Here is a 16,964-nt window from a genome sequence, read left to right as displayed (position 1 = left end):
GTCCGGTTCAACGTGTCCACATCATCTTCCTCAATTGCGCCGTCCGCTCTTGGGTGAGCCGGGTCAGGCATTGCGCACGCGTCATCGCCTGCAGCGATCCGCCCGCGAACTCGGCGCCTTCGATCACGCATTGCTTGTCGCGGAATTGCAGCCACGCGCGCTGGCTGGCAAGCGTCGCGGCCGCATAGTTGAAACCGCCGGAGCGGTCGCGCGCGTCACGCTGCTTCATCTGGGCATAGGTGCGCTTCCATTGCGCGTTGAGCGCCGCATCGGCGCGGCGCAGATCCTGCCCGGCCTGCGCATTCATGCTCGCCTGGGTCTGCGCGCCGGCCGGCGCCGCCATCGACAGCGTTGCCGCGGTCGCAAGGGTGAGCATCCTGATCATCATCGTCTCCATAGCGGTTCCGATGCTCAACGCACCGGAACGCCATGGATGTTCACTGGCGGCACGATGGCCGCCAACGGTTCACCGCCCCTTGAACACGGGCTTGCGCTTTTCGAGGAAGCTCATGCCGCCCTCGCGCGAATCTTCCGATCCGCCCGCCAGCCGCTGGCCCTCGGCCTCGGCGCGCAGCACCTGGTCGAACGTGCCGTCCAGCGCGGTCATGATGTTGCGGCGCATCGCCGACAGCGCGACCGTCGGGCCGGCGGCCAGGCGCGTCGCCAGCGCCAGCGCCTCGTCCATCAGCACGGCATCGTCGACCGCCTTGTAGATCAGGCCCCATTGCTCGGCCTGCTCGGCGCTGATCCGCTCGCCCAGCATCATCATCTGCGTCGCGCGCGCCTTGCCGATCGTCTTGGCCAGCAGCCAGGTCGATCCGCCGTCGGGCACCAGCCCGATGTTGACGAACGCCTGGAGGAAATAGGCGCTCTTGCCGGCGAACACGAAATCGCCCGCCAAGCCCATGGAGCAGCCGACGCCCGCCGCCGGGCCGTTCACCGCGGTGACGACCGGCACCGACAGGTTCAGGATCTGGCTCATCAGCGGGTTGTAGAAGTTCATCAGCGCCCGGTGGCTGGTGTCGCCGCCCTTGATGCGGGTCTCGCCGCCACCGCGTGCCTGCAGGTCCGCGCCCGAACAGAACGCCCGGCCCCCGCCGGTCAGCAGCACGGCGCGCGCGCCCTGAAGATCGTACAGCGCGACCGTCAGATCCTCCGCCAGCTGGATCGACGCCGCATTCAGACGCTCGGGACGGTTGAGCGTGATGACCAGGACATCGCCCTTCTTCTCGGTCAGGATCGTTTCGTAATCAGCCATTTCGGTCTCTCTCCTTCATTGTCCCGCTCCCTGTGGAGCTGGGTGTGGCAGTGATCTGCCGGAACCTTGCGCATCAATTCGGCCGAGCGCCAGCGCGATTGTCGCCCGCGTTGCGGCGGGCCGGATCACCGCGTCGATGACGCCTGCCGCTACGGCATGCTCCGGATCAGCGATGCGCGCGGCATAGTCACGCACTTTCTCGCGCGTCCCCGCGTCCTCGCCTCCCCCGAACAGGAGGCGTGCGCCAGCCGCAGCGCCGATCGCGCCGATCTCCGCGCTCGGCCAGGCGAAGCAGGCACCACGCGCCACCGAGCCTTCCCCTGCCCGCGGCGCCATCAGCAGCCAGGCCGGGCCGATCGCGCGCCGCGTCGCCACGCTGATCACCGGCACGTCGGCGCGCGCATAAGCCGCGATCAAGCCCGCCGCCGCCGCCACAATCCCGCCCGCCTCCTCGTTGACGCCGGGCATCAACCCGGGCGAATCCACCAGCGTGACGATGGGCAGGCCCTGCGCGGCGCACAGCGTCACCAGGTGATTGGCCTTGGCGATCCCCAGGCGGTCGATCACCCCGCCGGCGACCAGTGGCTGGTTCGCGACGATACCGACGCTGCGGCCATCGATCCGCGCCAGCCCGCACAGCATCGCACCGGCATGATCGGGCTGAAGCTCGAACCAGTCACCCCGATCGGCGATCGCCAGCACCAGTTCGCGCATGTCATAGGGTTCAGCGGCGTCGGTCGGCACCAGCGTGTCGAGGTGCAACGCCAGTGGCGGCTCGCCATCGGCTGCCGACCGCTCCGCCGCCAGCCATCCCACCACGCTGCGCGCGGCGAACACCATCTCGATCTCATCGGCAAAGACACGGTCGACCAGCCCGGTGGTGGTGGCATGAAGCGATGCCCCGCCCAGTGCCTCGGCCGTCGCCAGTTCCCCGGTCGCCGCGCGAAGCACCGCCGGCCCGGCGACACAGACCTTCGCGGCGCGCGCCAGCATGAAGGTGACATCCGCCATGGCGGGCGCGAAGGCGGCCGGGCCGATCGCGTCCCCGAATACCAGTGCGATATGCGGCGCGGCGCCGCTGCGGGCGGCCAGCGCGCGGAGCACCGCCCCCTGCCCCGCCAGCGCCGCCAATCCCTGTTCAACCGCGAGCCCCGCCGAATCATACAGGCCCACCGCCGGTGTTTGCGCGGCGGCCGCCCGTTCCAGCAGCTCAACGATACGCGCGCCATGCTGCGCGGTGACGATCCCCTGCCCGTCGGTCACATCCTGCGCGAAGGCGAATATCGCGCGGCCACCGATCTGGCCCCATGCCGTGATCAGCCCGTCGCCGGTCGTTAGCGCGGTCAGCGTTCCTTCGTCGAACAGGATGTCGAGCCGCTCGCAGGCAGCAAGCCGCCCCTTGTCATGCTGGCACGCGGCAACGGCGAAACGATCACGCAGCGCGTCGGGCGAAAGCCCTCCGTGCCGTGCATCGCCGGCGCGCTGATCGTCCGCCCCCTCGCTCATGGGTTCGTCCTGCGCCGTCGCAGCGAAGGAGGCAAATGACGAATCGGACAGGGGGCACCGCGGCTGGGCGCAATGGCCGTCAGCGCGCGGCTACCAGCCCTGGATCGCGTCCGGATCAACCTGAGCGATCAGGCGCCGGGCGGCACGCCGGGCAAAGGCCAACGTGCATTTCTTGCGACTATGGGTGTTCATCGCCTCGGTCTTCGCTTCGCGCACCACGGCGGCGTCATAGCGATCGGCGACGATCAGCCCGGTCCGCTCGGGCAGGAAGGCGGGCCCGGCGATCGGTCCATGATCAAACCCCGCCGGCACCGCCCAGAAGAAGCGGTCGCAATGCGGCAGGTAATCCTGCCACTTGTTGTCGCCCAGCAGGTCGGCGCGCGACACCTTGATCTCGATGATCGTGATCTGCCCGCGCACGTCGAGCGCCATCAGGTCGACCCGCCGGCCGCCGTCCAGCGGCACCTCGGGCATCGCGACCAGTTCGTGGCGCAACAGCAATCGCGTCACTCCGCGCGCCACGTCGGCGGCGCACAGCGGCGAATCGGGATCGTCAACGCAAGAAGCGGGCGTGGTCAGCACGCCCGCTTCATAGAACATTGCAGGAACAATGAGAAGGGCTCAGCCCGTAATCGGCATCAAAAAGCGGCTTAGCGCCAGAAGATATGGTTGCCGATCGACGCGACCTTCTTCAGGCCCGACGCAGGCGCACGGCCGCGGTTGAAATACAGCGCCGGACCGGCCTGATCGTCCCATGCGTCGTTCAGCGCCACCTTGGCCACCGCGACGGCAGTACGATAGGACTTGCTGTCCTCGTTGATGTTCGGGATGCGACCACCACGCACGAAGCCGAACTGGCCGCGCTGGGTGATCACTTCGCACACGTCCGACGGGAAACGCCCCGACTTGGCGCGGTTCAGGATGACCTCGGCCACCGCCAGCTGGCCCGACAGCGGTTCACCGCGGGTTTCGAAGTAGATCGCGCCTGCCAGGCACTGCAGCGCTTCGTCGTCGCCATCATGCGTCGACTGGGCGGCAACTGCGGCGGCAAGCGACGGATATGCAACCGTTTCGTCGCTCGCGAGTTCATCAGTGGCAAGATCGGTAGGATCTGAAAGCTTGACCGGCGTCGGTGTGAAAACCGTCGGGGTCGCCGCCGTAGCGGTCGGCTGGGGGAGCAGATGCTCAACCTCGGCAGCCAGTCCGGCCGTGCTCTGGGCAGTCAGGCCGAAAAACGTGATCGTCATGGCTGCGGCAAGCGCGGCCCGCGAAAGAAACGACATCTTCTACATTCAAGTGCGGTGGTTACGCGGACGCGATCGGGTTCCCTCAGGAACAGCGATCGCCCGGGACCCCCCCGACTGCGTCACCGATGTGGATCGCACCCACCGCGGCACAACGCTTTCAAACTATGCTTGCGGGATTTGCCGCAGCGGCGCGGGGAGTCAATCAACCCAGGATCGTTTCAGCGGCGAACCGTTGTGAGTCCGCGACGTCCAGAGCCACTACCCATAGATCGGGATCGCGCTGACGCCGCCGTTTCCAATAATCCTCGATCGACTCGTCGCTCGTCGCGGCGGGTCCGCTGGTGATCAGGATATCGCCGCCATCAGGCCCGATCGCGCGCTCCACAACCGCATTTTCGCGCTCCAGGATGAGCAGGATCGCGCCTGAATCAGCATCGCCGCGCGCACGGACGACCGCGATTCCGCCGGCATCGTTGACCCGGCGGATCAACGCGCCGACCAGCAGATGGGTGGGCAGCCGGCGGCTCACGGGCGCCCGGTCATGGCTGCGGCGTCGTCACGCGCTGCGGTAACCCGGCAGGCTCGCCAGCGAGATCCGGCTGCGCATGAACGTGCCGGTGCCGCGCGCCACTTCCTCGCCATCGGCGGTGATCAGCCGCGCATCGCCCAGGAACACGCGGCGCTGGCCGTTCACCCAGCGCCCCTCGGCCACCACCGGCCCCGCCGACAGCGGGCGCGTCAGCAGCAGATTGAACTGAGTCGTCAGCAGGAAGCGATCGGTGATCAGGCTGTTGCACGCGTAAAAGGCCGCGTCGTCCAGCATCTTGAAATAGGTCGTGCCATGCGCCGCGCCGGCGGCGTGGTAATGATCCCGGGTCACCTCGAAACTGATCCGCGCCACGCCGGGCTCGGGAATCGACAGGGTGGAGGCGAACAGGCGGTTGATCGGTGCGGCGGCGTACAGCGATTCCAGCGCGCGGTGATGCGCCTCGGCGCCTTCAGGCTGCATTCCGCCCGCTCCCCGGCTCGTCCGCCGTCAGCAGCGCATAGATCGCATCGCGCGATCCGGCGCCGCGCAGCTTCGCAACGAAACCATGGTCGCGAAACCGCCCCGACACGCGCGCCAATGCCTTCAGATGCTCCGCTCCCGCCGTGGCGGGAGACAGCATTGCGACCGCCAGGTCGACCGGCATGTCGTCGATCGCATTGAACTCGATCGGCTGCGCCAGCCGGGCGACGATCAGCACGATGCGCGACAGGCCCGGCAGGCGCGCATGTGGGATCGCCACCCCGCCGCCGAAGCCGGTCGATCCCAGCTTCTCACGATCGGCGAGCGCATTGGTCACCAAAGACGCATCAAGCCCCAGCGCCGGGCCCGCGAGCGCGCCCAGCTGCTGGAACAGGATCTTCTTGTTGTTCGCCATCACCCCGACCACGACCAGGTCGGGGTGGAGGAGGTCACTTAAATCACTCGCCATCGTGGTTCGGCGTTACCCCGCTCGTTGCGGCTCGACCCAGCCGATCGTGCCGTCGCCGCGCCGATAGACCATGTTGTAGGCGCCCGTCCCGCTGTTCTTGAACAAAAGCGCGGTGGTGTTGCGCAGATCGAGCATCATCACCGCATCGGATACCGAGGCATCGGGCACGTCGACGCGCGTTTCGGCGACGATCAGCGGCGCATCGGCTTCCTCTTCCTCGCCGATCCGTTCGGCGAACAGCGTGTATCCGGCGTTGTCCAGATTGTCATAGGCACCGTTCTCCGCCAGCGCCTGCACCTGCCCGGCGTTGCGGTCCTTCAGGCGTCGCATGTAGCGGCGCAGCTGCTTTTCGATCTTTTCCGCCGCGCCGTCGAATGCCAGGTGCGCGTCCTGCGCGTCATGCCGGCCTTTCAGGACCAGCCCCTGCATCACATGCGCCACGATGTCGCAACTGAACCCCGAATTGGGCCCGGTGCCGAACGTAACCTGCGCGGAAATCGCGCGACTGAAATACTTCTCGGCCATGCCCTGTAGCCGGGTGTCGACATGATCCTTCAGCGCGTCACCTGTTTCGACCTGGTGACCAGATACCCGGATTTCCATCGACTCATTCTCCATTGCTGGCCCGGCGTGCTTGCGCCGGTGCGTTGGGCGTCAACCGGACGCCACGGCCCCTCCCCAGATCGGATTCTTGATCTTTGTCATGAACGCTGCATGCGCGCTTAGTTCCTCATCGCTGGGCGCGAAATGCCGCGGAGCGCGCATCGGACGCGACGATGCGCTGGCGACAATCGTCTCCTCCACCACCATTTCGCTGACCAGCGTCAGGCCGATCTGCCGCCCGCCGCTCAGCTCGACATAGACCTGCGCCAGCAGCTGCGCGTCGAGCAGCGCGCCGTGCAGCACGCGATGCGACCGATCGATGCCATAGCGCGAGCAAAGCGCATCGAGCGTCAGCTTGGCGCCCGGATGCCGCTGCTTGGCGATCGCCAGCGTGTCGACCATCCGGCTGGTGCAGATCAGCTCGCGCCCGCAGCGGCCCAGCTCGCCGTTGAGGAAGCCGAAATCGAACGAGGCGTTGTGCGCGATCAGCGGCGCATCGCCGATGAAGGCGATCAGTTCCTCCGCCACCGCGGGGAACAGCGGCTTGTCCGCCAGAAAGGCGTCCGACAGTCCATGAACCGCAAGGGCGCCGGGCGGCATGGTCCGCTCGGGATGGAAGTAGGCGTGAAAGGTGCGCCCCGTCTCGCAGCGATTGACCAGCTCGACGCACCCGATCTCCACCATCCGGTCCTCGCCAAAGGTGAAGCCGGTGGTTTCGGTATCGAAGACGATTTCGCGCATGATGCGTTTATCGGCCTTCCACCCCCGTCAGGCAAGCGATCACCCGGCGAACATGGCTACGTGTTTCCTCGAGGGGCACGTCGGTCGGGATGACGAAATCAGCCTGCGCGCGCTTGTCGGCATCGGGCACCTGGCGCGCCAGGATCGCATCCAGTTTCCCCTCCGACATGCCGGGGCGTTGCAACGTGCGGGCGCGCTGCACCCCCGGGGCGGCGGATACCACCACCACCTTGTCCATCGCGCGCTGACCGCCGGTCTCGAACAACAGCGGCACGTCGAAAATGACGACCGGCGCATCGGCATTCGCCGCCAGGAACGTTGCCCGCTCCTCACCCACCGCAGGGTGGACGATTGCCTCCAGCGCCTTCATCGCGGCATCGTCGCCCAGCACCGCCTCGGCCAGGGCGGTGCGGTTGACCCCCTGCTCTCCGGTGGTGCCCGGAAAGCGCGCCTCGATCGCGGCGACCACCCGCCCCGCCGGTCCCTGCAGCTTGTGCACCTCGGCATCGGCGTCGAACACCGGAATGCCCTCCTCGGCAAACATCGCGGCGACGGTGGACTTGCCCATGCCGATCGATCCGGTGAGCCCCACTTTCAGCATTGCTGGTCTCCTGTCCCCGGCCGCTCGCTCGGCGGCGCTTCATTGATTGGCTAGGCGTCCGCACCGATCAGCCGCTCGCGCAATTCCGCGTCATGCTCGCGCGGCGCGGGCTGGCCAAAAAACAGCTCGAACGCCGCCGCCGCCTGCCCGACCAGCATCTCCAGCCCGTCGATCGTCTCCAGCCCGCGCGCCTCGGCCGCGTCGAGCAACGGCGTGTGCAGCGGCGCATAGACAATGTCATAGACCAGCGCGTCGGCCGGCAACGGCAGCAGATCGAGGTCGAGCGGCGGCTGTCCCTCCATGCCCAGCGCGCTGGTATTGACCAGCAGCTTGGCCGCCGGCAGCCGCCCGGTCAGCGGCAGCACATCGCCCTTCAGCCCGAAGCGGCTGAGCAGCGCCGCAGCCTTCAACGGTGATCGGTTCAGGATGGTCACCGGCCCGACGTTCATCCGCGCCAGCGCAAACAGCACCGCACGCGCCGCGCCGCCGGCACCGACGATCGCGACGGGCGCGCCGGTCAGGTCGACGTCGGCGATCGGCGCATAGAATCCCGCCGCATCGGTGTTGGTCCCGAACAGCGCGTCCGGCCCTTGCCGCACCACCGTGTTCATCGCGCCGATGCTGTCGCGCACCCCGCCCGGATCATCGACTAGGTCGAGCATCGCCACCTTGTGCGGGATGGTGACGTTGCAGCCGCGCCATGCCGGATCGCTGCGCCGCTCATCGATGAAGCGCGGCAGATCCTCGCTGGCGACGCGCGTCGCACGATAATCCGCGTCGATGCCCAGCTTCTCCAGCCAGAATCCATGGATGATCGGCGATTTCGAATGCGCGATCGGATCGCCGATCACCTCGGCATAGGGCCTCGTCATGCCGGCAACACACTCCGTTCGCGCAAATAGGACAGCACCGGTAATAGGGGCATGCCAAGCACGGTGAACTGGCTCCCCTCGATCCGGCTGAACAATTGGGCGCCTGGCCCCTCGATCCGATAGCAGCCGACGCACCCCGCAATCGCCGGCCATTCGGCGTCGAGATACGTGTCGATGAATGCGTCGGACAATGGACGTACCATCATCCGCGCGCGATCGACATGCCGCCACACCGGCCGGCCACCTTCGGCGATCACCGCCGCGCTGACCAGATCGTGGCGCTTGCCCGACATCATCGCCAGATGGCGCGCCGCATCCTCGCGGCTTTCGGGCTTGGACAGGATCGTGCCGTCCTCCAGCACCGCCAGACTGTCGGACCCCAGCACCAGCGCCTGCGGGTTACGCTGCGATACCTTCAGCGCCTTCATCTCGGCCAACGCATCGGCGAGGTCGCGCGGCGCGATATCGCCCAGCGCCGCCTTGGCCGCATCCTCATCCACCATCGCCGGCTGCGCCTGAAAGGGCACGCCAGCGGCGGTCAGCATCGCCATGCGCGAGGCGGATTGCGAGGCAAGCACAAGCGTCAGCGTGCTCGAACCGGGGGCAGCAGGCGTCACGTCGGTTGTCTTCCTTCAGCGTTCGATCCTGCCGATGCCGCCTTCGCGCTCGTTGAACAAGGCGATGATCGCGGCCGCGGTTTCCTCGATCGACCGCCGGGTCACGTCGATCACTGGCCAGCCATGGTCGGAAAACATGCGCCGGGCGTAGCTCAGCTCGCGGATCACCGCTTCCTGATCGACATAGGGCGTCTCGGGCGCCTGGTTCAGTGACAGCAATCGATTGCGCCGCACCTGGATCAGCCGGTCGGGGCTGGTGGTCAGCCCGACGATCAGCGGCTTCTTCAGCGTGAACAGTGTGGCGGGCGGCGGGCTTTCCACCACGATCGGGATGTTGGCGACCTTGAACCCGCGATTGGCGAGGTAGATCGACGTCGGCGTCTTGGATGATCGCGAGACGCCCGCCAGCAGGATCTCGGCGTCCTCCCATTCCTCCCACAACACGCCATCGTCGTGCGCGATGGTGAACTGGATCGCGTCGACCCGCGCGAAATAGGCCGCGTCCAGCACGTGCTGGCGCCCCGGCTTGTTCTTGGCCTGCTGCCCCAGCAACGCCGACAGGGCATCGTTGACGGGATCGAGCGGCGCAACCATCGGCAGGCCAAGCGACTGGCAGCGCTGTTCCAGCGCGCGCCGCGTCGCCGGATTAACCAGCGTGTAGATCACCAGCCCGGGATTTTGCGCGATTTCCTGCAGGATGCGGTCGAGATGCGCCTCGGTGCGGACCATCGGCCAGAAATGGCGCACCGTTTCGACGTCGTCATATTGCGACAACGCAGCCTTTGCGATGTTCTCCAGCGTCTCGCCGGTGGAATCCGACAGCAGGTGCAGATGCAGCTTAACCGTCATCGGCATGAATCTGTGGATAACATGTGGGTAAGTGGTAGCGTAACCGTAGCCCTCGGCCAAGCGGGCGGACGGATCGTGGAAAACCGATCATCTATCCACAATCCCGTCCACGCCGGATGGTTTCACCCACAGGCTGTGGATAACGGGGACAGATGAATCGAATCCCCGGGAGTCCGCGACTCTTCCTGGGTCAACCTGTTGGCAATCGGGGGACGAACGCATAAGCCCCGGCACCAACGCGCCAACATCATCTCACAACCCTGTGAATCTTACTTTTGAGTAGAAGCATGGACGCCCAAACCGATTCCAAACCGCTGTTGGGTGTCCTGAAAGGGCAGCGCCGCACGCGGCCACCGATGTGGCTCATGCGCCAGGCGGGCCGCTATTTGCCCGAATATCGCGCGATCCGGGCCGAGAAGGGCGGATTCCTCGCGCTCGCCACCGATCCGGAATCCGCAGCAGAGGTCACGCTGCAACCGATCCGCCGCTTCGGCTTCGATGGCGCGATCCTGTTCTCCGACATCCTCATGGTGCCCTGGGCGCTGGGCCAGGATCTGACCTTCGGACCGGGCGAGGGACCTCGCCTCACCCCGCGGCTGGTCGATCACGCGCTCGCTTCGCTTCGGCCGGTGCCTGAGCGGCTCGATCCGGTGTACGCCACCGTGCGCCGCGTCGCCGCTGCGCTTCCGGCCGAAACGACCTTCCTCGGATTTGCCGGTTCGCCCTGGACCGTCGCCACCTACATGGTCGCCGGGCAGGGCAGTCGTGATCAGGCCGAAACGCGCGGCATGGCGTATCGCGATCCTGTCGCATTCGGCGCGATCATCGATGCGATCGTCGCCAGCACGGTCAATTATCTGTCGGCGCAGATCGACGCCGGGGTGGAGGCGGTGCAGCTGTTCGACAGCTGGTCGGGAACGCTCTCGCCAATGCAGTTCGAACGCTGGGTCATCGCGCCCAACGCCGCGATCGTGTCCGCGCTGAAGGCACGCCACCCAGACACACCGATCATCGGCTTTCCGAAGGGGGCAGGGGGCAAATTGCCGGCCTATGCCCGCGAAACCGGGGTCGACGCGCTCGGGCTCGACGAAACCGTCGATCCGCTCTGGGCCGACGCCAACCTCCCGGAATCGCTGCCCGTCCAGGGCAATCTCGATCCGCTCGCGCTCATCGCCGGCGGCACGATGCTCGACGAGGCGGTTGATCGCATCCTTGCGGCCTTCCCGCAGCGACCGCATATCTTCAATCTCGGCCACGGCATCGATCAGCACACGCCGATCGCGCACGTCGAGCAGGTGATTGCCAGGGTACGTGGGTCGGGAGCACACGGCTGATGGGTGCAGGATTTCTGGGCGCCTACTACCTTTGGGTGAAGGCGGCCCATGTCATCTTCGTCATCTTCTGGATGGCGGGGTTGTTCATCTTCCCGCGCTATCTGGTCCATCACCAGGACGGGCTGGGCGATCCGGTGGAGGAGGGCCGCTGGGCGCTTCGCGAACGCCGCCTGCGCCGCATCATCCTGACCCCTGCGATGATCGCCGTCTGGGTCATCGGTTTCGCACTCGCCATCAACATCGGGCTCCTGGTGACGATCCAGGGGCTCGCCTGGCTCCATGCCAAGCTGTTCGTCGTCTACCTGCTGACCGGCTATCAGGCCTGGATGGTCGGCTATTCGAAAAAGCTGGCTGTCGGAAAGGCGCCATGGACCGGCCGGCGCCTGCGGATGATGAACGAAGTCCCGGCGCTCGCGGTCATCATCATCGTGATTCTGGCGGTGGTGAAGCCGTTCTAGGCGCTGCTGGCCGTACCGCTTCCAGATGCGGCCGAACTTCTCCGGAAACAGGCCGCCTCCAGGCTGGCGCCCGTGCAATTCAGGCCGCAGGACGTGCTTGACTAAGGCCTGAGGCGCTCCTACGTCGCGGCATACGGTGTGGCCTCTCGGCCCGCTGCCTCCTTGCAGTCTCGTTGCCGCGCGAACGTCTTTTCCGCCGACCGGGCTTTCTCCCCAACCGATTCACATCGGACTCAAACATGCATCTCAAAGATCTCAAGAAGAAAGCCCCGGCAGAGCTGGTCCAGCTGGCCGAGGAGCTTGGCGTCGAGGGCGCCTCCACGCTGCGCAAGCAGGACCTGATGTTCGCGATCCTCAAGGTTCAGGCCGAGGAAGGCGAGCAGATCATGGGCGAGGGCACGATCGAAGTGCTCCCGGACGGCTTCGGCTTCCTCCGCTCGCCAGAGGCGAACTACCTCGCCGGTCCCGATGACATCTATGTCTCGCCCAACCAGGTCCGCAAGCATGGCCTCAGGACCGGTGACACGGTTGAAGGCGAGATCCGCGGTCCAAAGGACGGCGAACGCTATTTCGCGCTGACCAAGCTGGTACGCGTCAATTTCGACGACCCCGACGCCGTGCGTCACCGCGTCAACTTCGACAATCTCACCCCGCTCTATCCCGAAGAGCGGCTGAAGATGGAGATCGAGGATCCGACGCTGAAGGACAAGACGGGCCGCGTGCTCGATCTCGTCTCGCCGATCGGCAAGGGGCAGCGCTGCCTCATCGTCGCGCCGCCGCGTGTCGGTAAGACGGTGATGATGCAGAACATCGCTCGCGCGATTTCGCTCAACCACCCCGAGGTGTTCCTGATCGTGCTGCTGATCGACGAGCGGCCCGAGGAAGTCACCGACATGCAGCGCACGGTGAACGGCGAGGTCGTCTCCTCGACGTTCGACGAGCCGGCGACGCGCCACGTCGCGGTGGCCGAAATGGTGATCGAAAAGGCCAAGCGCCTGGTCGAGCACAAGAAGGACGTCGTGATCCTGCTCGACAACATCACCCGCCTCGGCCGTGCCTACAACACGGTGGTGCCGAGCTCGGGCAAGGTGCTGACCGGCGGTGTCGACGCGAACGCCTTGCAGCGCCCGAAGCGTTTCTTCGGCGCCGCGCGCAACATCGAGGAAGGCGGCAGCCTGACCATTATCTCGACCTCGCTGATCGACACCGGCAGCCGCATGGACGAGGTGATCTTCGAGGAGTTCAAGGGCACCGGCAACGCCGAAATCGTGCTCGACCGCAAGGTCTCGGACAAGCGTATCTTCCCGGCGATCGACGTGTCGAAGAGCGGCACCCGCAAGGAAGAGCTGCTGGTCGAGAAGGACAAGCTCAGCAAGATGTGGGTCCTGCGCCGCATCCTGATGCAGATGGGCACCGTCGACGCGATGGAGTTCCTCCTCGGCAAGATGAAGGATTCCAAGACCAACGAGGACTTCTTCGCCAGCATGAACCAGTAACTCGCTGCCGGGGGGTGCCGTCCCCCCGGCGCATCGTTGCAAGGTCGCAGGCGCGCCGTGCCACCCAGAGAAGGGCGTCATCGCGCGCCCTAGTTGTGGCCCGGCGCTCCAAGGCGAGTAGACCAGCGCGTTCGGCCACAGCCGTATCCGGTCTGCTACCCGTAGACCCACCCAACGCCGCTTCCGCCGGCGGAGGGAGCCCCCACGCGGCCCTGCCAGCGCATCCCAAGGCGGACCGATAATCGGCGAACGCTGGCGGTCGCCCCTGCTCTGCGATAACGGCGGGGAAACCGGGACCGCCCGAAACCGTTCCACCCCAGCCATGCCGGAGCCCAAGCGTTGATCCTCACCCTCCTTGCTCAAGCTGCCGCTGCTATCCAGGGCCCTGGCTCGCTGGGTGACATCTGGCAGCACATCCTCGCCGATTTCTCGAACATCACCGAGCCCGCGGCGCTGGCCGCCTTCGGCCAGGTGCTGATGATCGACCTGGTGCTCGCCGGCGACAATGCGGTTGTCGTGGGCGCGCTCGCGGCCGGCCTGCCGGCCGAGCAGCGCAAGAAGGTGATCCTGATCGGCATCATCGCCGCGCTGGTGCTGCGCATCGCCTTCGCGCTGGTGGTGACCTGGCTGATGGGAGTCGTGGGGCTGATTTTTGCCGGTGGCCTGCTGCTGCTGTGGGTCAGTTGGAAGTTCTGGCGCGAATTGCGTGCCGATACGCACAGCAATACCGGGTCGGAGGAGATCGAGGGTGACGAGCGTTCGGGTCTCACCCCCGCCCGCTCGTTCGCATCGGCCGCCTGGGCCGTCGCCATCGCCGACGTGTCGATGAGCCTCGACAACGTGCTCGCCGTCGCTGGCGCCGCGCGCGAGCATCCTGGCATTCTCGTCGTCGGCCTGATCCTGTCCGTCGCGCTGATGGGCTTGGCGGCGAACTTCATCGCGCGGATCATCGGCCGCTACAGCTGGATCGCCTATATCGGCCTCGCAGTGATCGTCTTCGTCGCGTTCAAGATGATCTACGAGGGCTGGGTAGGTACCGGCGAGACGGTCGGCATCATTACGCTGTTCTGACGTGGCGGAACGCTTGGGCGCTCCCTGTCACGGGGTGTCGCCAGGCGGGAACCGGAGGGGGTTCACCACGCGTTCAACCCCTCCGTCCGATATGCCGGGCAGTGACCAACGGGAGAGTCATGGTGAAATTTACACTGCCCCTTGCTGCTGCGGTGATCATCGCTGCCCCCGCCGCGGCACAATCGGGCGACTTGGCGCTCGTCCAGAACCATCTGCGCGCGGTCAACACGATGACCGCGGATTTCACGCAGACTGACCGGGCGGGTAAGACGGTGACTGGCACGCTGTCGCTCAAGAAGCCGGGCAAGATCCGCTTTCAATATGAGAAGAGCGTCCCGATCCTGGTGGTCGGCGATGGCAAGGCGCTGACCTTCATCGACTATTCGGTGCGACAGGTGCAGCGCTGGCCGATCACCAACTCGCCGCTGGGTGTGCTGATCAACCCGGATCGCGACATCAGCCGCTTTGCGAAGGTGATTCCCGGTGCCGATCCGCGCGTGCTGTCGGTCGAGGGCTATGATCCCAAACATCCCGAATATGGCCGCATCAACATGGTGTTCGCTCGCGATACATCGGCGCCGGGCGGGCTGATGCTGCAGGGCTGGGTCACGCTCGACAGTCAGGGCAATCGCACGACGATCCGCCTGGCCAATCAGCGCTTCAACGTGCCCGTCAGCGACGGAACGTTCCGCTGGAACGATCCACGGAGAAGCAGCACGCGAAACTGAATGAATTTCGTCGAATTCGTTCATCCAGGCGACAGGTACCTGATCCTAGAACCTGTAATGCGGATGTGGGGCGATCCGGGATTTTCCCCCTGTTGCCCGGACAATGCTCCACTTCCCCCTGCGTGACGAACGCCAGGTCGGCCCTCGCTCCATGCCCCCGGAGCGAGGGCCTTTCCTTTTGCTGACGTGGTCGGGGGGAAAGACGCGTCGCGCTGTTCCGCCGGTCGGTTGTGAGCCGCGCGGCCTCCCGCTACAGCCGCTGACGTGAAGATCGTCAGCTGGAACATCAATTCGGTTCGCTTTCGCCTCGACATCGTCGAGCAGTTCCTTCGGGAGGCGTCGCCGGACATCCTGTGTCTGCAGGAAACCAAGGTCATCGACGCGGATTTCCCCGCCGCCGGTTTCCGTTCGCTCGGCTATGATCACGTCCTGATCCACGGCCAGCGCATGCATCATGGCGTCGCGATCATCAGCCGGGTGCCGCTCAGCGAGGATGATCGCTTCGACTGGCAGGCCAATCGCGAAGCACGCCATATCGGCGTCCGGCTGCCCAACGGCGTCCGGCTGGAGAATGTCTATGTTCCGGCGGGCGGTGACGTCCCCGATCGTGAGGTGAACCCGAAGTTCGGGCAGAAGCTCGATTTCGTGCAGCGGATGACCGAATGGTCTGCGTCGCTCGATTGCCCGACGATCCTGACCGGCGATTTCAACATCGCACCGCTGCCCTCCGACGTCTGGAACCACAAGGCGCTGCTGAAGGTCGTCAGCCACACGCCGGTCGAGGTCGAGGCGCTCGATCGGCTACGCCAGTCCAATAGCTGGGTCGATCTCGGCCGCCATTTCCACCCCGCGCCAGCGCGCCTGCACACCTGGTGGAGCTATCGTTCGGCGGATTGGACGAAGAATGATCGTGGTCGCCGGCTCGATCATATGTGGGCAACCAGCGATGTGGCGCAGGCTGCGCGGTCGCATCAGGTGTTTGAGGCCTGCCGCAGCTGGCTCAAACCGTCCGATCACGTCCCGATCATGACGGAGTTCGACTTTTGACCGACGCACGTCAGGCGGCGCGGGCGATCGATGCCCTTCGGCGCGGATGGCCGATCCGCATCGGTGCGCTGACGCTCCTGCCGATCGAAACCGCGGATCCGCTGCGGCTGGAGGTGTTCGATCCCGCCAGCGAGGCACCGGTGCTGCTGTCGGCCGGGCGGGCGGAGACGTTGAAGCTCGCCAATCAGCTGGAGGCTGCGGTTCCGGACGCTCCCGTGCTGGTCGATCGCGCACCGTGGATCGACTTCGCCGGCGGAACCGCGCTCGCTGACCCGCAGCTTGATCTCGCGACGCCGCTCAAAGGACCGTTCCGCGCGATCGAGGTAATCGCCCCGGAGGACGCGCGCGCGGCGCTCCGGCTGGCGAGGGTGGCCGGGATGCTCCCGGCCTTTTTCGTGCGTCCTGACGGCCCCGCAGAGGTCGTGCTGACGGCCGCTGACATCGATGCGCATGAGGACGCCATCCGCCTCAGCATCGCCGCCCGGGCGCGCCTGCCGGTCGCCCATGCGGAGGATGCGGAGATTGTCGCCTTCCGCACGCCGGAGGGGCCGGGCGAGCATGTCGCGCTGCTGATCGGTTCTCCCAATGGCGAACCGCCTTTGGTGCGGCTGCACAGCGAATGCCTGACCGGCGATGCGCTGGGCAGTCTGAAGTGTGATTGCGGTCCGCAGCTGGATGCCGCGCTGAAGGCGATTGCGGCGGCTGGCTGGGGCATTCTCCTTTACCTGCGGCAGGAGGGGCGGGGAATCGGCCTGGTCAACAAGCTGCGCGCCTATGCGCTGCAGGATCAGGGGTTCGACACCGTGGATGCCAATACCCGGCTCGGTTTTGCGATCGATGCGCGTGATTTCGGCGTTGCGGCGCGGATGCTTCACCTGCTTGGACAGCGCGAGATCCGCTTGCTCACCAACAATCCGGGCAAGGTCCAGGGGCTGGAAGCGCACGGTATCACCGTGGCCGAGCGGGTGCCGCATTTCCTGCCGACCAACCCGCATAACGAGCAGTATCTCGCCACCAAGCGCGACCGCACGGGCCACCAACTCTAATCCGGTTTTGCT

General features: G+C 66.1%; 21 protein-coding genes. 7 read left to right on the top strand and 14 right to left on the bottom strand.

Going from position 1 to position 16,964, the window contains the following annotated elements; all coding sequences use genetic code 11:
• Positions 1-7: 7 nt before the first annotated feature.
• The 14 genes from K0S66_RS04465 to K0S66_RS04400 form a co-directional block, all read right to left on the bottom strand.
• Complete coding sequence (locus tag K0S66_RS04465; protein ID WP_301073939.1) at positions 8-343, bottom strand: lysozyme inhibitor LprI family protein; 336 nt, start codon at positions 341-343, stop codon at positions 8-10.
• Positions 344-466: 123 nt separating this feature from the next.
• The gene (locus K0S66_RS04460; protein ID WP_046409474.1) at positions 467-1,258 is read right to left on the bottom strand and encodes an enoyl-CoA hydratase-related protein; all 792 of its coding nucleotides are present in this window, start codon (positions 1,256-1,258) and stop codon (positions 467-469) included.
• A gap of 15 nt (positions 1,259-1,273) precedes the next feature.
• Positions 1,274-2,764, bottom strand: a complete 1,491-nt coding sequence (locus K0S66_RS04455; RefSeq protein ID WP_301073938.1) for a carboxyl transferase domain-containing protein — start codon at positions 2,762-2,764, stop codon at positions 1,274-1,276.
• A 90-nt stretch (positions 2,765-2,854) separates the two neighbouring features.
• Complete coding sequence (locus K0S66_RS04450) at positions 2,855-3,364, bottom strand: MmcB family DNA repair protein (protein ID WP_301073937.1); 510 nt, start codon at positions 3,362-3,364, stop codon at positions 2,855-2,857.
• Positions 3,365-3,414: 50 nt separating this feature from the next.
• Positions 3,415-4,047: a cell wall hydrolase gene (locus tag K0S66_RS04445; RefSeq protein ID WP_301073936.1), complete on the bottom strand. Its 633-nt coding sequence runs from the start codon at positions 4,045-4,047 to the stop codon at positions 3,415-3,417.
• 166 nt (positions 4,048-4,213) lie between these two features.
• Positions 4,214-4,540 carry a DUF1491 family protein gene (locus K0S66_RS04440; protein ID WP_301073935.1) on the bottom strand — a complete coding sequence of 109 codons (327 nt, stop codon included), beginning with the start codon at positions 4,538-4,540 and terminating at the stop codon, positions 4,214-4,216.
• 27 nt (positions 4,541-4,567) lie between these two features.
• Positions 4,568-5,020, bottom strand: coding sequence for a PaaI family thioesterase (locus K0S66_RS04435; RefSeq protein WP_301073934.1), 453 nt, complete (start codon positions 5,018-5,020; stop codon positions 4,568-4,570).
• The gene (locus K0S66_RS04430; RefSeq protein ID WP_301073932.1) at positions 5,010-5,489 is read right to left on the bottom strand and encodes a PTS sugar transporter subunit IIA; all 480 of its coding nucleotides are present in this window, start codon (positions 5,487-5,489) and stop codon (positions 5,010-5,012) included. Before K0S66_RS04430 ends, K0S66_RS04435 begins: the two co-directional genes overlap by 11 nt.
• A gap of 12 nt (positions 5,490-5,501) precedes the next feature.
• On the bottom strand, positions 5,502-6,092 hold the full coding sequence (gene raiA, locus K0S66_RS04425; RefSeq protein ID WP_301073931.1) for a ribosome-associated translation inhibitor RaiA: 591 nt from the start codon (positions 6,090-6,092) through the stop codon (positions 5,502-5,504).
• A gap of 51 nt (positions 6,093-6,143) precedes the next feature.
• Positions 6,144-6,833 (bottom strand): DNA polymerase III subunit epsilon, encoded by a 690-nt coding sequence (gene dnaQ / locus K0S66_RS04420; RefSeq protein ID WP_301073930.1) that lies wholly within the window; start codon positions 6,831-6,833, stop codon positions 6,144-6,146.
• A gap of 7 nt (positions 6,834-6,840) precedes the next feature.
• A complete protein-coding gene (coaE, locus tag K0S66_RS04415) occupies positions 6,841-7,434 on the bottom strand; it encodes a dephospho-CoA kinase (RefSeq protein WP_301073929.1) in 594 nt (197 codons plus the stop codon).
• Positions 7,435-7,484: 50 nt separating this feature from the next.
• A complete protein-coding gene (locus K0S66_RS04410; RefSeq protein WP_301073928.1) occupies positions 7,485-8,306 on the bottom strand; it encodes a shikimate dehydrogenase in 822 nt (273 codons plus the stop codon).
• On the bottom strand, positions 8,303-8,893 hold the full coding sequence (locus tag K0S66_RS04405; RefSeq protein ID WP_301074035.1) for a nucleoside triphosphate pyrophosphatase: 591 nt from the start codon (positions 8,891-8,893) through the stop codon (positions 8,303-8,305). The genes K0S66_RS04410 and K0S66_RS04405 overlap by 4 nt, the downstream gene beginning before the upstream one ends.
• 45 nt (positions 8,894-8,938) lie before the next feature.
• The gene (locus K0S66_RS04400; protein ID WP_301074034.1) at positions 8,939-9,772 is read right to left on the bottom strand and encodes a pyruvate, water dikinase regulatory protein; all 834 of its coding nucleotides are present in this window, start codon (positions 9,770-9,772) and stop codon (positions 8,939-8,941) included.
• A gap of 287 nt (positions 9,773-10,059) precedes the next feature.
• On the opposite strand from K0S66_RS04400, the gene hemE reads away from it, so the two are divergent.
• The 7 genes from hemE (at position 10,060) to ribA (ending at position 16,952) form a co-directional block, all read left to right on the top strand.
• The gene (gene hemE / locus K0S66_RS04395) at positions 10,060-11,106 is read left to right on the top strand and encodes a uroporphyrinogen decarboxylase (protein WP_301073927.1); all 1,047 of its coding nucleotides are present in this window, start codon (positions 10,060-10,062) and stop codon (positions 11,104-11,106) included.
• Complete coding sequence (locus K0S66_RS04390) at positions 11,106-11,564, top strand: CopD family protein (RefSeq protein WP_301073926.1); 459 nt, start codon at positions 11,106-11,108, stop codon at positions 11,562-11,564. The genes hemE and K0S66_RS04390 overlap by 1 nt, the downstream gene beginning before the upstream one ends.
• Before the next feature lie 239 nt (positions 11,565-11,803).
• Entirely contained in the window at positions 11,804-13,060 is a 1,257-nt protein-coding gene (rho, locus tag K0S66_RS04385; protein WP_046409453.1) for a transcription termination factor Rho, read from the top strand.
• 342 nt (positions 13,061-13,402) lie between these two features.
• On the top strand, positions 13,403-14,131 hold the full coding sequence (locus K0S66_RS04380; RefSeq protein ID WP_301074033.1) for a TerC family protein: 729 nt from the start codon (positions 13,403-13,405) through the stop codon (positions 14,129-14,131).
• Between the two features lie 119 nt (positions 14,132-14,250).
• On the top strand, positions 14,251-14,859 hold the full coding sequence (locus K0S66_RS04375) for an outer membrane lipoprotein carrier protein LolA (RefSeq protein WP_301073924.1): 609 nt from the start codon (positions 14,251-14,253) through the stop codon (positions 14,857-14,859).
• A 264-nt stretch (positions 14,860-15,123) separates the two neighbouring features.
• Positions 15,124-15,906 (top strand): exodeoxyribonuclease III, encoded by a 783-nt coding sequence (locus K0S66_RS04370; protein ID WP_301073923.1) that lies wholly within the window; start codon positions 15,124-15,126, stop codon positions 15,904-15,906.
• Complete coding sequence (ribA, locus tag K0S66_RS04365; RefSeq protein ID WP_301073921.1) at positions 15,903-16,952, top strand: GTP cyclohydrolase II; 1,050 nt, start codon at positions 15,903-15,905, stop codon at positions 16,950-16,952. The genes K0S66_RS04370 and ribA overlap by 4 nt, the downstream gene beginning before the upstream one ends.
• Positions 16,953-16,964: the final 12 nt, after the last annotated feature.

Source organism: Sphingomonas sp., assembly GCF_029239295.1.
Classification (GTDB): Bacteria; Pseudomonadota; Alphaproteobacteria; order Sphingomonadales; family Sphingomonadaceae; genus Sphingomonas.
This window is presented reverse-complemented; position numbering and strand designations above follow the sequence as displayed.

What these genes read in the sequence shown, in the direction of transcription:
- hemE (WP_301073927.1), top strand. Translation starts at nt 10,060, where the DNA reads ATGGACGCCCAAACCGATTCCAAACCGCTGTTGGGTGTCCTGAAAGGG.
- coaE (WP_301073929.1), bottom strand. Translation starts at nt 7,434, where the DNA reads ATGCTGAAAGTGGGGCTCACCGGATCGATCGGCATGGGCAAGTCCACC.
- raiA (WP_301073931.1), bottom strand. Translation starts at nt 6,092, where the DNA reads ATGGAAATCCGGGTATCTGGTCACCAGGTCGAAACAGGTGACGCGCTG.
- K0S66_RS04435 (WP_301073934.1), bottom strand. Translation starts at nt 5,020, where the DNA reads ATGCAGCCTGAAGGCGCCGAGGCGCATCACCGCGCGCTGGAATCGCTG.
- K0S66_RS04410 (WP_301073928.1), bottom strand. Translation starts at nt 8,306, where the DNA reads ATGACGAGGCCCTATGCCGAGGTGATCGGCGATCCGATCGCGCATTCG.
- K0S66_RS04390 (WP_301073926.1), top strand. Translation starts at nt 11,106, where the DNA reads ATGGGTGCAGGATTTCTGGGCGCCTACTACCTTTGGGTGAAGGCGGCC.
- rho (WP_046409453.1), top strand. Translation starts at nt 11,804, where the DNA reads ATGCATCTCAAAGATCTCAAGAAGAAAGCCCCGGCAGAGCTGGTCCAG.
- K0S66_RS04465 (WP_301073939.1), bottom strand. Translation starts at nt 343, where the DNA reads ATGGCGGCGCCGGCCGGCGCGCAGACCCAGGCGAGCATGAATGCGCAG.
- K0S66_RS04455 (WP_301073938.1), bottom strand. Translation starts at nt 2,764, where the DNA reads ATGAGCGAGGGGGCGGACGATCAGCGCGCCGGCGATGCACGGCACGGA.
- K0S66_RS04400 (WP_301074034.1), bottom strand. Translation starts at nt 9,772, where the DNA reads ATGACGGTTAAGCTGCATCTGCACCTGCTGTCGGATTCCACCGGCGAG.
- dnaQ (WP_301073930.1), bottom strand. Translation starts at nt 6,833, where the DNA reads ATGCGCGAAATCGTCTTCGATACCGAAACCACCGGCTTCACCTTTGGC.
- K0S66_RS04445 (WP_301073936.1), bottom strand. Translation starts at nt 4,047, where the DNA reads ATGTCGTTTCTTTCGCGGGCCGCGCTTGCCGCAGCCATGACGATCACG.
- K0S66_RS04450 (WP_301073937.1), bottom strand. Translation starts at nt 3,364, where the DNA reads ATGTTCTATGAAGCGGGCGTGCTGACCACGCCCGCTTCTTGCGTTGAC.
- K0S66_RS04430 (WP_301073932.1), bottom strand. Translation starts at nt 5,489, where the DNA reads ATGGCGAGTGATTTAAGTGACCTCCTCCACCCCGACCTGGTCGTGGTC.
- K0S66_RS04460 (WP_046409474.1), bottom strand. Translation starts at nt 1,258, where the DNA reads ATGGCTGATTACGAAACGATCCTGACCGAGAAGAAGGGCGATGTCCTG.
- K0S66_RS04375 (WP_301073924.1), top strand. Translation starts at nt 14,251, where the DNA reads ATGGTGAAATTTACACTGCCCCTTGCTGCTGCGGTGATCATCGCTGCC.